The following is a 13,699-nucleotide window of genomic DNA, read 5'->3' on the forward strand; positions in this document are numbered from 1 at the left end:
CCCCCGCCACTCCACGCCAGCAACAACAGGGCGCGGTCGCGTATCCCGCGCACGCCGTCGTCGCAGGTGGCGAGCAGCGCTTGCAACGACTCAAGCACGATCGCGGTCTTCTTACGCACCTCCACGCCCTGACGCGACTGCGCCTTGCGCGCTTCGCGCAGCAGGGTCTTCAGCGCCGATGATTCAGTCGGGCTGTCCCACTCCTTGATCCGGTGCCATTTACCGAGCACTGAAAGACGGTGACTGACCGTGTTGAACGATAGCGGCCCCAGCCTGCCCTTGACCCGAGCGGTGACTAGCGTCGCATCGATCGACGGCGGCAGCAGGTGCGCCCAACTGCCGTCCGCCAACGGCCGGGCCAGATGATCCAGCACGAACTGCACGGCCACGGTGGCAGGGAGTGGCGCATCGCCCAGGGCCTGGCCGTAGCGCAACTGCAGCCAGGTCGACCAGTAGGCGAGAGCGCTGCGGTAGCTGCGCACGGTGTTGGCCGCGGTGCCGGCGGCGATAAAGGCCGCGGCCGCTTCCTGGGCGTTGCTCGCCAGAAAATGCAGGTCCAGCGGGGTTTCGTCGAGCAGTGGTAATTGATCTGTAATTTCTATTACGTCCAACGTATTATTATTCCAATTAAGAAAATATAGAGTCGGATAATCTTTCATTATCAGACCTAATATAGCCGGAGATGAGCCATGGCAGTAGGGGTGCCGGAAACCGAGGTGTTTGCCGCCGCAGACGCGGTGTTGGCCCGCGGCGAACGGCCGACCGTGGAGCGCGTGCGTCTGGAGTTGGGGCGCGGCAGTCCGGCGCGGGTTGGCGGCCTGCTCGATCAATGGTGGGCGCGGTTGGCCGAACGGCTCAGCGGCGAGACCCGTCTACCCGCGCTGCCCGGCGAGGTCTCGCAGGCCTTCGTCGCGGTGTGGCAGCAGGCCATCCACCTGGCCCAGGGCGTCGCCGAACAGGCGTTGTCCGATCAACGTCAGGTCTTGGCTGCCGAGCGCGAGCGAGTTGCTGCTGTCGAGGATCAGGCGCGTCAGGACGCGGCACAGTTTCGCCAACAGGCGACGGACGCAGTAGCGGGGCGCCAGGCAGTCGAGTTGCGCCTGGCGGATCTGGAGCTACTGCTGACCCAGCGCCAGACGCAGATCGAGGATTTGCAGCAGCAGCGTGAAGGTTTGTTGCACGAGCGCCGTGAAGCGCAGCAGCACAACCACACGTTACAGCATGATCTGCAGGCGTTACGGCTCAAGGCCGAGCAGGAGCGTGTGACGCAGGAGGGCTACGTACGTGGCGTTGAAGATCGTGCGCACCGTGAGGTTGACCGCGCGCGGGAGGAGGGCAAGGCCATGGCGGCCCAATTCAAGGAGGTTGGGCGGCACGTCGAGCAGCTGCAACGGCGGCTGGAGTCGACTCAAAACGAGCTGAGTCAAACCCAGCAACATGCCGCGGCACAGCAGGCCCGTGCTGATACGCTGGAGCAACAACTGACGCAGTTACGCCAGGTTCCCGCCGTCAAGCGTAAACCAAAATCCGGCAAATCCGTTGCTTCGACCGGTTGAATCCACAGCCATCAGCGGCCATTCCACACTCCGGCTTGCAGCCTGCGATCCCGATGCAGCAATCAGCTGAACTGAACCTGAGGTTCAGCTTCAGTCCATGAGCGACTGAATTGCCTTAATGGCCTCATGCCTTATTGGATAGGCATACGGATTATGCCCGTTGAGCCGCGCCGACTGGATCAAGCTCATGATCGCCGCAGCCCGTTTTCCGCTTTCTAGCGATCCGGCGAAGAGCCAGTTCTGCGGCTAAGAGCCCTCTGAACCGGGGGTTGAGGGATGATCGGGGGTGAATCTAGGTGATCCAGGAGGTGACAGCAGGATTGACATAGCGATTATGGATTGACTATTGTTCATCTGCGCCTAGGCGTGAACCACAGGGTGGTTACAGGGATCTTCGGATCGCACCCCTCTTCTGATGAAAGTCAGATGGCCCAGTGCCAGGTAACAGCGTCCTGCCCCGTCGAACGCATGCAATCGACGGCTGAGAATCCCGCCTAGAGCGGGATTCGTCGTTTCTGGCCCTTCAACTACCCGGAAGTAAATATCGAAATTTCTGGCATGTAAATGTCCAAAACCGTGTAACCCCTTCCGGTTTTGGATATTTACTTCCAACACGTCGCTGTGTGAAAACTGCATAAGCGTCCGGCAGACACACCGACCCTTCCTAGAGGCTTGGAGGCCTGACAGTTTTGTAATTAAGTCACTGGCCATGCCATGGCACACCGACTTTCCTGAGCGAGTCCATGCTTGTACTCCTCGCTCAATATCCCCGCCAGCCTCTAATCACCGTCTCTTCTGTTGCGCGCTTTATTGCCGTTTTTACGGGAACGAAAGCCGGCAAGGTTGCAGGTGATTGATCCCGGTAGGTCGGTAGCCACTTGCGGATAACGTTGGCGTTGATACCGTGATGGATGGCTACGCTGGAAATCGTCGCTCCGGGTTGCAGGCATTCTTGGACGACCTAGGCTTTGAACGGATGAGGGTAAGAGCTTCGTTGGCGCAAAATCCTGGCGATAAGGGCAATTGCGTCCGCAAAAAATACGCGGACACCATCGCCCTTAATGCTGGAGTTCGGTAGGTGACTTGGCCGGACGCTTACGACCTTTCCAGTAATTCACGACCTTGAGGGCCATGCCAATTCTCCGGGGTGAGCTGCCGCTCGCTGGCGAAATCATCGAAGGATGGCGTGTCGATGAACCCTTCATGGGCGAAGGAAGACTGCACGCATAGGAGATCAGCCGACCATAGGAGTGGCGGCCACGATACCGGGCCGGCCCTCTGGATCCTCAGACGTCCCGAAAGCTTCTCGGCGGTGTCGAGTCGATCCCGATCACTCGAATAAATCGCCTGCGATCCTGCCCTTCTAATTCAAGAGCCCGGGCCTGAAGCAATTTAATGAGCTCACTGAATGTCATTCGATCGGAAGCTGTAGGGTAATGCCATTTTCGATCTTGCTCCTGCAGCACAATGACTAGGAAGCCTGTCGTTGCATTGCGGTTGCGCATGTACTGCCCCACCAACTGGTGCTCGAGTGCTTCCAAATACTGGGGCACGGTCCAGCGCATGGACATCTTGAGTTCGATGGAGGCGTAGTCTGAACCTTTCCGACAAAGCACATCCCGTCGCGTGGCCTCTGCTGTCTCGGACTCCCGCGTGACGGTATAACGAGACCCCGCGAGGTGATTCATTTCACTCCCAAGCAAGGCCTGAAAATCGGCTTCCAACGCGAGGCCTTCCTTGTCGGTACTGATACGAGAAAAGTTCACGGCGCTGAAGAACCGACGAAGACTGAACTCACCTTTTTCAATGCTGTACTTCACGGCCAGAAGGTCTTCCTGGACCGCCAGCGCCAGCGAAAGTGTGCCGGCGACTGGCTGCCTGAAGTCGTCATCGAACTTGTCAAAATCCCGTTGCAATACTGGCGAACGACTGAAGCGTGCTTCCTGCATGTCGAATAAAACACTGCTCAGGTACTGTGCTTGCTCGTCGCCCGCAACCTTGCGAATTGCCTCGAGGGCTTCATAGGCTCTTGTCGACCCTGCTGCAGCAATGGCGGGTATGAGCGCATCACGCAGTTGCTCGGCAGCATCCCGATTACCTGGCGTATACACACTTCCTTCAGGATGCTCGATGTCGTTCTCAGGTCGGACGATACCGAAGGTCCATCTATAAAGGGCGGCCAGTGTGTCAACCCCGTCGTCACTCTGTTTGGCGAGCCCGATGACTTTCGACCCATAGTCCTTTCCGAGGTAGGCCGCCAGTTCGAAAACAAAACTCTGTGCTTGGGGACTGGCGTCAACCAGCCACCGCTCAAGATGGGATTTGAAGGAATCTGGGTGGGTAGTAAGCCAGAAAGCCCCCCACATGACACTTTGCGCCACTGTTTCCAGTAGAGCGGGCTGAATGACGCTCTCGCCTGATTCAGTAAGCATGGCCGTGCTGAATGTCGCCTGAAGTCGGCTCGACGCCTGCGCCTCAAACACGTCTTGAGTTGTTGTGCCTGGAACATTGCTTACCAGATTGAGGAGCGACTCGGTCGTGTGATTTCTGCACCGTGGCTGTTTAAGAAGAAAGGACCAGGCCGCCGGCGCCAACGCTTTCTGAATGCTCTCCGGCGCGTTGTTTAATTCAACAAGCAATTCTTCTGCGTGTTCGAAGGAGGTTGGTCCCCGATCCGCGCGCGCGATCAGCTGCTGTAACTCGACAATCGCCACAGTCTGGTGTGCGTCGACCAATGGCCAGAACCATTTAGGAAATCCGTTGATTTCAAAGCAAGCGTATTGAATGGCCTGTCCTACCTGGCTCGCCGACAAGGTCGGCAAATCGGTGCCGTCGCGAAGCTCTTGGCTTAGGCCCAGCAAGCCAGCCACGGTGATGTGGTACGTGGACCTTGGTTCATCCTCCTTAAACATTGGCAGTTGATCGCGCCAAAGCGTGGACAGCCCGGCCTTGAATGCGGCTGCCAGGTCAGCGCCAGCGACCGCCGCCACTGGCTCGATGCTGACGTCGCCATAGCGGGACGACGTGTTTGCCTGCAAAAGCCAGCCAACCAACCAAGCAATTGCCTGACGCCCAGAGCCGTTACTTATCAGGTCAATTTCCTCGTGCAGAGTTGCCAGTGATGCTGCGTCCATGGTCATGCGATTCTGACGATTTTCCTTGGCCGTTGCCCGGGGCTTCCTGCCAGTGGCAATGGGCGCCTGAAATGCCAGAATCGCGGATCGCAGCGGGTCCGACATGAGCGTCGTGGCGTCCTCCAAGGCGGGCTCACAGATAAAGCCAAAGCCAAAAATGGCGTCCCTGAGCACTTCAGTATCTGGGGCGGTCAGCTGTAGGACTTTCCGAAGGAGTTCCAGGCGTACCGCCGGGTTCTGGCCAAGCGCTGTGCGCAGAGCTGAAAAATCACTCGAACCATAAAAGCATTCGCGGAAAAACCGGCGAATGATGAGACAAAGGAGAACCACGCGTGATTCATTGCGGTTCCCTGATCGAGTGATTAGTGAGGCCAGCACATCGATCACAAAACTGATCCGCCGATCGGAGAAGTCCGAATAGACTTTCCTTCGTGCGTCGGGCAGATGACGGTCCCGGACCAAGCGAATTACCAGCGATCGCGCCAGCTGATAGGCCTGTTGCTCATCCGCAGCGTCGAGAACCGGACCAGCGATGGTGGAGGTCAGGCGGAAAGCCCCTTGACCCCGGTCAAACTGCCGTTCGACCAAGGTAACGATTTGGGCCGCCGTCAGGTGCGACCAGGCCAGGCGGGTAATCGATGCGGAGATCAGGCTTTCATGGAGAGCAGCTTCCTCCATCAGCGCGGTTGCAATGCCTTGAAGGTCCTCGTTGACGCCAAGGTCCAGCAGGTAATACAGGTCGAGGCTCTGTCGTTGTTTCATGAGCAGTGCCAGGTCACCCTGACACGCCTTCAGCACCTGCTGGCGCAGAATGTCTGAGCGGTTGTGGGTTGCAATATTGATCAGCGCACTTCGGGCGCGATGATTTGAACCATATTGCTCGAACAGCTCGCTGATCAATGGCAGGTTGTAGTCCGCGCCAACCTGCCAGTAGTTTTCGGGTGTGAGATCGTAATGTTTGCGCCCAAGGCGATCCCCTTGTGTCGCCACAAGTTGAATACTTCGCTTGATTGCCTCGTGGGCGTCAGCCTTAGGGATATCCCGGTTACGTAAGTCACCAAAAAAGGCGACCACTTGCGGGTCTCGCGGCAAAAGTTCTTCCCGGCAGTAGGCGCTCAAGGTCGCCAGCCAACCCAAAATCGTCAGCAGCCGACGCTGTACACCACGCTCGCCCGTAGGGGCGTCCCAGGAAAACGCATCGACCAGGCGTTTGGCATCTTCGGGTGATTGAACCCGCGAGGCGAAATGTTGCGCGGCAAGAAACGGAACAAGTTCCTCAGGGTAGAGCTTGACCTGGTGGTGGCCAGCATCAATGAATAGTTGCGATGTCAGCAATTGCTGCAAGGCCGACTCCGGGAGCTGGGTACCCGCAATCAGTCGCACGGAAAGCACAGCGTCATCCACGCCGAACTGTTCCGAAGGCATCTCGATGTTCATCAGCTGACAAACCATTGAGGCTGCCGCAATTCTGCTGACAACCGCCACCTGTGCAGAGGGAGTGCCAGCAGTTGAAAGGCGATCGTCACGCCCTTGTTGGAGTTCGACAGCCTGGACCACCCCCTTGTAAACATCGGTTAGACACTCCGGTTGGCGGTTTACCAGATCGAGGTGGGCAAGGATCGCAAGTCCGCCGGGGCTCTTCGTGAACCCAGGCAGGCCCTTGTTGTGGGCTACCTCGAGGAGTGTGGCCGCATCATCAACCCCTTGTGCACGCTGCAGATAGGTTTTGGCCTGGCTTGAGGTTAGCGAAGCCAGGGAGAAAATGGACAACGCGGTGTGGCTGCTGCTTAACCGGGTGGTTGTGGCCTTGTCCGTCTCATCACCAAGCAGCCCCCCGAAATCGGTCTCCTCCGTGGAAGTGACCTCAAGGGGAACATCCAGAATCTCCGAGAGCTGGCTCAAAACATCCTGAGAGAGTACGGCCGGGCGCGTCGAGATGATCCACTGGGTGTTACTGTTTGGCCATTGGACCGCCTTGAGGACCTGCTTCAGGGCATGATGCAGATCAGCCCGCTGCTTGGGCGAAGCCTCATCCAAGGAATCGATGAACAGGGTGACTGCCGCATCAGGAGCTTGCTGCCAAGCCTGGAAGGCATCAACCTCAGACGGGATCAGTGAGTCCTCAAAGGCACCCCGATCAAGCACTTTGCGCAGCTCGATAAACACCGCGTATTTCCCCGCCATGCGTTCACGCTTTGCCTGTTCCTTGAGTTCAGTGGTTTTCCCGAAGTTAGCCGGCGCGACGATAATCGCGTAGCGGCTTTTCAGTACCTCACCCCATGACAATTTACGACCGTTTAGGTCTGACCGCAGTAATTCCTCCTGATCGTATTTCCTCCGTTGCACGAAGCGTCGGTCTAGGTTGAGGTACGGCATAGGGAGGCGCTCCATGAAAACGGTGCGATACGTTAGCCTCCCGGGCCCGGAGTTGAAAGCTCCCGATCAAAGGCTTGCCTGATATGAAATTACATCTGCAAGCCTGCGGGTGCACTCCATGACATATGTGTGATGCTCACGTTTGCGCCGGAACGGGCCGGCACGGTGATGTAAGCTGCATGGGGTCCAATTCTCGGGCTCGGCAAGAAAGGTCGATTACCCACGTCCTAGTCGCGGCTCACACTGATGTTGTAGCTGACATCGCCCAGTCATTGCTGTAACCGCCGGAAAAATTTTGAGAGCCGCCGCGGTCTCACTATCGTTGATCCGCTACGTTCAGGTAGAAGCTACCCAGTTCGCGGTTGCGCCCCGTACTCTGGTTTATGGTCGGGTCGATATTGAGCTTCGAGTTGCCGGTTCCCTTGAACGCGCTTTCGCTAATGTCCTCCATATCGTCGCTATCGACTTAAGCGAAGTCGGCACATCGGAGCAGGGTGCGAGTATCGAAGGTGGTGGCATTTTGATCTCGACTGCTATTCGATGCAGACTAGGCATTCCCACGACGCGGGGTTGTGGTGCCTACCTGCTGACCAAATTGAGGGTGCATGAAATATATCTGTTTGTTTCTGACTGCTGCCGTGCTGGGGGGCTGCGGAAAATACAACGCAGTCGACACACTGTCTGACGCTAAGTCGGACAGCCGAGACATTAGTCTGTGCGGGGCTGGAGTTGATATCGACAATCGGGTGGGACTGATCATTCGTTCTGAAGCCAACAAGTCAGGGGGTGAGCTTTCGGCTTCTCAGCGCTCCAAAATTCAGGCGGCTGCGGTCGATGCAGGGATTTTGTCAGCAAATGACAATTACGAAACCTATGTGAAGTGCATCCTCGAGCTAAATAAGCGACGTGGTGCCACACAGACGCTGAGTTTGCTACAGCGCCTGCAACAGCCTGCGCTGAAGGTCTGGCGCCAAGGGTACCAAGGTGAGACCAGTTACATTCGACGTTTGGTAATCGAAAACACAGGTGAGGAGCTGACTGAACTGCAGGTGACCAAAGCGCCTTTTCTTGTTGTGAGCGAAAGGTGCCCTGTTGGTCAGGCAAAGAAAGGCGACGGAAAAAAGTGTGCTGATTTACCCATTGCATATATTCCCCTTGCCAATTATTACTCCTCTGTCACTTGGGTTGGGGCCTATAAGGGCGAGCTCTACTCGGTCGATGAAGCACCACATGGCATGGATGACGTGGTGACGCGGTTCGCGCATGACAATGCTATCCCCGGAACCCAAGCGTTGAATAACAGTCTGGCGCTTCTGGTGAGGGTTCGTTACAAGGACAAGTTCCAGGACATGCACGAACGCTTCTTCGATGTAACCTTCGAGCAAAAAGAGATTGATGAGGATCTGGGGCAAGCGCTCTTCGCTAACCGTGAAAAGCTACTTGAGGCAGACTTGGTGGTTGATGTGCGAGAGATTACGGTGTCACGACTGGCAGAGGTCTGGTCAAGTCTTCGCCACCCCGACACTGAGCTGCAGTCGATCTGGCAACGCTTGGAAAGGCTTCGCTGGGAGGCCTGAGTTCAGCTTGGCGAGCGACGCCCGCGAGAATAATTGCACAGGGGATCTCACTCAGTTGCTCATGCACTTGAGCAAGCCGCGTTCAGAAACGACTTTTCCGCTTCCTAGTCATAGGAGACCTGCTGTTCCTCCGCAGGGCTGTCGCTCCTTTTCGAGCTGGCGCCCTGCGGGGGCGATTCGCGATCTCGACAGCTAACTATCGCCATTGATGACGTTTGTTGAACCGGTTACTTGGACTTCAAGACTTTGGGATTGGAGTTGCCCCAGATCGTGTACAAGTCAGCCAATAGCGCGCCATTGATGGACTCAAGCTCCGCTTGGGTAATTTCTTCATCACCTTGCCTGTCGTATAGAACGACCTCATCGCCTGCCTGCACGCCCTTGATGTCACTGACGTCAACCATCAGGGTGTTCATGGTGACCTTGCCGATCACCGGCGCGCGTTGGCCGTGGATCAGCACTGAGGCTTTGTTGGAGAACGCCCGTCGATAACCGTCGGAGTAGCCGGCCGGTATGTTGGCGATCAAGGAGTCCTTGCTCAGGGTAAAGGTACGGTCGTAGCTGATTGTACTGCCCGCCGGGTAGGCATTGACCGCCGCGACCCGCGATTTGAACTGCATCACTCGTTGAAACTCGTTATGCCCACCCACTGGGTAGCCGTAAAGCGCAGCCCCCGGGCGCACCATGTCCAACCATCCTTCCGGCACCTCAAGCGTGGTGAAGGTATTGGCACAATGCAGGGTGATCCGGCTGCGGTCCAGTTTGGCGTGTTCGATCAGCCAGCCGGACTGCTCCTTGAATTTGGCCAGTCCCTGAAGGACATCCTCTCGTTCTTCGACCGGGAAGTGGGTCATGATTCCAACGATATTCAGATGATCCAGCCGAGTCAGATCCACCGCCTGTTGTTGCCCCTCAGCCGTGCTCATTTCCAGACCGTTGCGGCTCATGCCCGCCGAATTCAGTGCCAGGTGAATCGGCAGCTTGGCGCCCTTGCGGTCGGCCAGTTCATTGAGTTGACGTGCAACCTCCAGATTACCAACCAGCTCTTCGATGTTGTAACGCAATGCATTCTCGACTTCTTCAACGGTAGCGCTGCGCAAACGCATCAGGCGTCCCTTGAAGCCTTTCGCCCGTGCAACACGCGCCTCCTCATTGCTCGCTACGCCGATACAGGTGATTCCCATCCTGATGGCGGAAGGGATCAGTAAACCAATGCCATTTCCATAAGCGTCGGCTTTCATTACGGCACACATCTGGCTTTTACCCGCCAGGCGTTGCCATCATCGATTTCCAGTCTGCTGGCTGAGGCTTCGAGTCCACTCCAGTTCCTTCGTATAACGCTTGCTTCTAGTTATTCATAATCCGAGCTATTTGCTCCAGAACCCGGCTGCGCCTAGGTTAGCGCCTAGCCGAGCTTCAAGCTTTGCGTAAAAGAACAACAACAAGAGAGGCGAATAATGCCTGTGATAACCATCGGTATGGTGGGAATCGGCCAGCTTGGCCTTCCTATCGCTACCAACCTGCTAGCGGCCGGATTTCGCGTTGTCGGTTACCGACGTCGAGATCGCGAGGCCTTCATCCGTCAGGGTGGCATCGCGCTCGAAAGCCCGACCGATGTAGCGGCGCAAGCCAACTTCATCCTCACTTGCCTGCCGAGCGAAGTGGCCCACATGGACATCATGGAGGGGCCTGATGGCCTGCTTCAGTCCATAGGACCACAGCACACGCTCATCGAGATCGGCACCTATCACAAAGCCTTCAAGCAACGAATGGCTCAGCGCATCGAACAACGTGGTGCGCGGGTGTTGGAAGCGGAGGTCAGTGGTACTCCATCAATGGTTTCGCAACGCAAGGCTTCCTTGTTTCTGGGCGGTGACCCTGAGTTGGTGGAGCACTGCAAGCCGGTGCTCGATGCAATCGCCGACATCCAGTTCCACATCGGTGGGTTTGGGTGCGCAGTCGCGATGAAATTGATCGCCAACTATCTCGTGACTATTCACACCCTGGCAGCAGCCGAGGCGTTAAACCTTGGCGTGAAAGCAGGGTTCAGCGCACAGCAGGTGGTTGAGGTGATACGCCAAAGCGCGGGTGGCTCAACGATGTTCAGCGCAAGAGCACCGATGATGGCTGATCGTCATTTCCTGCCGGCGCCAGGACCTTTCGCCACGCTGGAAAAGTACATCGACATGGCCAGTGAGCTGTCCGAGGAACTCGGTAGCGCCGCGCCTTTGTTCAATGCCGCCAAACCCTACTTCCTAAGGGCTATCGAAGAAGGCATTGGTGAAGAAGATATCTCGGCAGTGATCAAGTTGATCGAAGCCGACTCCCAGGCCGACTCCCAGGCACCTTCCAAAAAAGAGAAAACAACATGCTGATTGAACAACGTACCTATCAACTCAAGCCTGGTGCCCTGCACGAATTCCTGCGTGCTTACGAGGAGGAAGGGCTGCCACTTCAGGGCGAGGCACTGGGCAACCTGATCGGTTATTTCAAGCCGGAAACGGGGGATATCAATCGGGTGATTCAGTTGTGGGGATATTCCAGCTACGAGGACCGTGCCCAACGCCGCGCGGCGCTGTCCAGTGATCCAAGATGGCGTACGTTCCTTGGCAAGAACGGCCATCTGGTGGTTGCCCAGCAGGTGGAACTGTTGAGCGCCGCACCCTTTTCCCCTATTCGTTAAAAAGGAGCGTCCAAGATGATTCGTTCTCTACAACACGTAGGCGTGACTGTTCCGGATCTGGAAGTGGGTCGCTCCTTCTACGAAGCTGTCGGGCTCGAAGCCCGCATGGCCGGTGATCATTTGGTGTTGCGCTGTAAGGGGCGCGCCCAGGATCAAGTGCGACTGATGCCCGGCACCACAAAGCGCCTGAGTTATATCTCGTTTGGTACCGATGCAGAGGGCCTGCAGACTATTCGAGAAAGCCTGAGCTACCACGGTGTGGTCATCCATCCGGCACCGTTTGATATCGGGCAAGACGGATTGTGGTTTCGTGATCCGTCCGGCGATTGGGTTCACGTAACCGACGCCGACTCCATGCCGTTAGCTCCTTTGCCGACGCCAGAGTCGAACACCCCGGGCCGTTACCGCCGCATCGGTCAGCGCGGATGCACACCGTCCTCGAAGTTGCGTCGAGTGACACCGTTGCGCTTGGGTCACTTGATCAAATTCACCCCCGATGTGGATCGTTCGATTGATTTCTATACCCAGGTGCTAGGGATGAAAGTCTCTGATCGCGCGGGGGACAAGATCGCCTTTCTACGGTGTGGCTGTGGCGGTGATCACCATGTATTGGGCCTGGCCAAGAGCAGCCATAGCGGTCTGCATCATCTCAGTTTTGAGGTGATGGGTATTGATGAGATCGAATTGGGCGCTCAACACCTGATGAGCCTGGGCTACGAAAGCGCTTTTGGCCTTGGACGACATGTGGCCGGCTCCAATTACTTTCATTACATCCGCGACCCTTGGGACAGCATGGTCGAATACTTCTGGGACATCGATGTCATTCCCGAAGATGACAGCGAATGGCTGGCTATCGATGGGGCACCACCAGACCTGATCGCCGTGTGGGCAACCAATCCACCACCTGAAGCCTTCATTCAGAATTTCGAGGCGGCGCGTGATGAGTGATAGCTCTACGACCAAGGAACTGCTGGCAGGGATGTTGAACAAGCCGCTGTTCGTGGTCATGCGTACGCCACGGGACCTGACCCGCGTACCAGAGCTGCTGGACGCCCACTTGAAGTGGGCGATTCTGGCGCAGCAACGCGGCGAGTTGTTCGCTTCCGGGCCCTTTGTCTCGGATCAGACCCTTCCCGGTGAGCTGGGGGGTATGAGCATTTTGCGTGCGGCGGATCATGCCGAAGCACTGCGCATCGTCCAGTCAGATCCCTTTATCGCCCACGGCGTTTATGACGTGGATGTACGCAAGTGGCTGCTCATGGAAGGCGGCCTCACGCTCCACGTCAGCTTTTCCAACCAACGCTTTTCGCTCCTGTGATGGTGGCCCCATGAAGTATCAGCTTTTCACCTATCGGACGGATGTCCAGTCAAACGCAACCGGCCTGCTTGTTGGCGAATACGCCTATGATCTTGGTCAGCTTGTGGCCAAGGCCGGCCTTGAGTTGCCGGCAGCTTCCCTCGATGCATTGCTCGAGTTCTGGGAAACGTCCAATCCGCAGCTGCAAAAGCTTGCAATGGCAGTGTTTGAAGCGCCAGCACTCTATGAGTCGCAGCGGCTTGATCTTGCCACGTTGCACTTTGCTCCGTTCCTGGAACGTCCAGGCACGATCTATTGCGCGGGAGCAAACTATCGAGACCATGTCGAAGCCATGGCCCGTGCGTTCAACATGAAACTGTCGCTGGATCCGCGCAGCGAGGGCATTGCTCCCTGGCATTTCATCAAGCCCGGCCGCGGCAGTCTGGTCGCACACAAGCAAGCGGTAGACTTTCCGGCAGGTGTCCGCATGCTCGATTGGGAAGCCGAGTTGGCGGTAGTGATCGGCAAGCGAGCGTCGCGTGTCTCCATTGAAGAGGCGCTCGACTATGTGGCGGGTTACACCTGCGCCAATGACCTGTCCGCGCGTGATCGGCTGCGTCGCGAGCAAGTCGACCCCAGCTCGCCGTTTCGCTTCGATTGGATTGGCCACAAATGCTTCACGGGCTCTTGCCCACTGGGCCCTTACCTGACGCCGGCACAATTTGTCAAAGATCCCGAGAACCTGGACATCAAGCTGTCGAGGAATGGGGTGTGGGTACAGGATTCCAATACTCGCAACCATATGTACGGCATCGCAGAGCAGATTTCCTATCTGAGCCAGACCATCGATCTGTTTCCCGGTGATGTTCTGTTGACGGGAACACCGGCGGGCGTGGGCATGGAAAGCCACACATTCCTGGACCGCGGCGATGTATTGAAAGTCTGCATCGAAGGGCTTGGCGAGCTGGAAACCACTATTCGGTAACACCTTGCTGAAGGCCGGGCAATCAACACCCGGCCGTTTAATAACTCAACTGTTTGCAGCGTCCTGACAAATGACTGTGTGCTTCGCTGCG

Annotated in this window: 8 protein-coding genes and 3 pseudogenes; 7 read left to right on the forward strand and 4 right to left on the reverse strand. The window is 56.9% G+C overall.

Annotated features, from left to right (window positions below; genetic code table 11):
* A pseudogene (locus PMI29_RS06520) lies at positions 1 to 611 on the reverse strand (integrase); the annotation flags it as partial.
* A 78-nt stretch (positions 612 to 689) separates the two neighbouring features.
* On the opposite strand from PMI29_RS06520, the gene PMI29_RS06515 reads away from it, so the two are divergent.
* Positions 690 to 1,556, forward strand: a complete 867-nt coding sequence (locus PMI29_RS06515; protein ID WP_008001955.1) for a DNA-binding protein — start codon at positions 690 to 692, stop codon at positions 1,554 to 1,556.
* A 760-nt stretch (positions 1,557 to 2,316) separates the two neighbouring features.
* Here PMI29_RS06515 and PMI29_RS33170 read toward each other — a convergent pair.
* Both PMI29_RS33170 and PMI29_RS06510 read right to left on the reverse strand, forming a co-directional pair.
* Positions 2,317 to 2,505: pseudogene (locus PMI29_RS33170) on the reverse strand (transposase); the annotation flags it as partial.
* Positions 2,506 to 2,842: 337 nt separating this feature from the next.
* Positions 2,843 to 7,066 (reverse strand): hypothetical protein, encoded by a 4,224-nt coding sequence (locus tag PMI29_RS06510; protein ID WP_008001957.1) that lies wholly within the window; start codon positions 7,064 to 7,066, stop codon positions 2,843 to 2,845.
* A gap of 605 nt (positions 7,067 to 7,671) precedes the next feature.
* On the opposite strand from PMI29_RS06510, the gene PMI29_RS06505 reads away from it, so the two are divergent.
* Positions 7,672 to 8,643: a hypothetical protein gene (locus PMI29_RS06505; RefSeq protein ID WP_008001962.1), complete on the forward strand. Its 972-nt coding sequence runs from the start codon at positions 7,672 to 7,674 to the stop codon at positions 8,641 to 8,643.
* Positions 8,644 to 8,870: 227 nt separating this feature from the next.
* On the opposite strand, the pseudogene alr reads toward PMI29_RS06505, so the two are convergent.
* Positions 8,871 to 9,920, reverse strand: a pseudogene (gene alr / locus PMI29_RS06500) (alanine racemase); the annotation flags it as partial.
* Between the two features lie 201 nt (positions 9,921 to 10,121).
* Between alr and PMI29_RS06495 the strand changes: the two are divergent.
* Genes PMI29_RS06495 through PMI29_RS06475 form a run of 5 tightly spaced genes read left to right on the forward strand, consistent with a single transcriptional unit; the run spans position 10,122 to position 13,608 of the window.
* Complete coding sequence (locus tag PMI29_RS06495; protein WP_238541685.1) at positions 10,122 to 11,018, forward strand: NAD(P)-dependent oxidoreductase; 897 nt, start codon at positions 10,122 to 10,124, stop codon at positions 11,016 to 11,018.
* Positions 11,012 to 11,326 (forward strand): NIPSNAP family protein, encoded by a 315-nt coding sequence (locus PMI29_RS06490; RefSeq protein WP_007938251.1) that lies wholly within the window; start codon positions 11,012 to 11,014, stop codon positions 11,324 to 11,326. The genes PMI29_RS06495 and PMI29_RS06490 overlap by 7 nt, the downstream gene beginning before the upstream one ends.
* A gap of 15 nt (positions 11,327 to 11,341) precedes the next feature.
* Entirely contained in the window at positions 11,342 to 12,274 is a 933-nt protein-coding gene (locus tag PMI29_RS06485) for a VOC family protein (protein WP_008001967.1), read from the forward strand.
* The gene (locus PMI29_RS06480; RefSeq protein WP_008001969.1) at positions 12,267 to 12,644 is read left to right on the forward strand and encodes a YciI family protein; all 378 of its coding nucleotides are present in this window, start codon (positions 12,267 to 12,269) and stop codon (positions 12,642 to 12,644) included. The genes PMI29_RS06485 and PMI29_RS06480 overlap by 8 nt, the downstream gene beginning before the upstream one ends.
* 10 nt (positions 12,645 to 12,654) lie before the next feature.
* Complete coding sequence (locus PMI29_RS06475) at positions 12,655 to 13,608, forward strand: fumarylacetoacetate hydrolase family protein (RefSeq protein WP_008001970.1); 954 nt, start codon at positions 12,655 to 12,657, stop codon at positions 13,606 to 13,608.
* Positions 13,609 to 13,699: the final 91 nt, after the last annotated feature.

This window comes from Pseudomonas sp. GM49 (assembly GCF_000282355.1).
Classification (GTDB): domain Bacteria; phylum Pseudomonadota; class Gammaproteobacteria; order Pseudomonadales; family Pseudomonadaceae; genus Aquipseudomonas.

Bases quoted from the DNA above. Each gene is read 5' to 3' on its own strand.
- PMI29_RS06495 (WP_238541685.1), top strand. From the start codon at position 10,122: ATGGTGGGAATCGGCCAGCTTGGCCTTCCTATCGCTACCAACCTGCTA.
- PMI29_RS06515 (WP_008001955.1), top strand. From the start codon at position 690: ATGGCAGTAGGGGTGCCGGAAACCGAGGTGTTTGCCGCCGCAGACGCG.
- PMI29_RS06480 (WP_008001969.1), top strand. From the start codon at position 12,267: ATGAGTGATAGCTCTACGACCAAGGAACTGCTGGCAGGGATGTTGAAC.
- PMI29_RS06490 (WP_007938251.1), top strand. From the start codon at position 11,012: ATGCTGATTGAACAACGTACCTATCAACTCAAGCCTGGTGCCCTGCAC.
- PMI29_RS06505 (WP_008001962.1), top strand. From the start codon at position 7,672: ATGAAATATATCTGTTTGTTTCTGACTGCTGCCGTGCTGGGGGGCTGC.
- PMI29_RS06485 (WP_008001967.1), top strand. From the start codon at position 11,342: ATGATTCGTTCTCTACAACACGTAGGCGTGACTGTTCCGGATCTGGAA.
- PMI29_RS06510 (WP_008001957.1), bottom strand. From the start codon at position 7,066: ATGCCGTACCTCAACCTAGACCGACGCTTCGTGCAACGGAGGAAATAC.
- PMI29_RS06475 (WP_008001970.1), top strand. From the start codon at position 12,655: ATGAAGTATCAGCTTTTCACCTATCGGACGGATGTCCAGTCAAACGCA.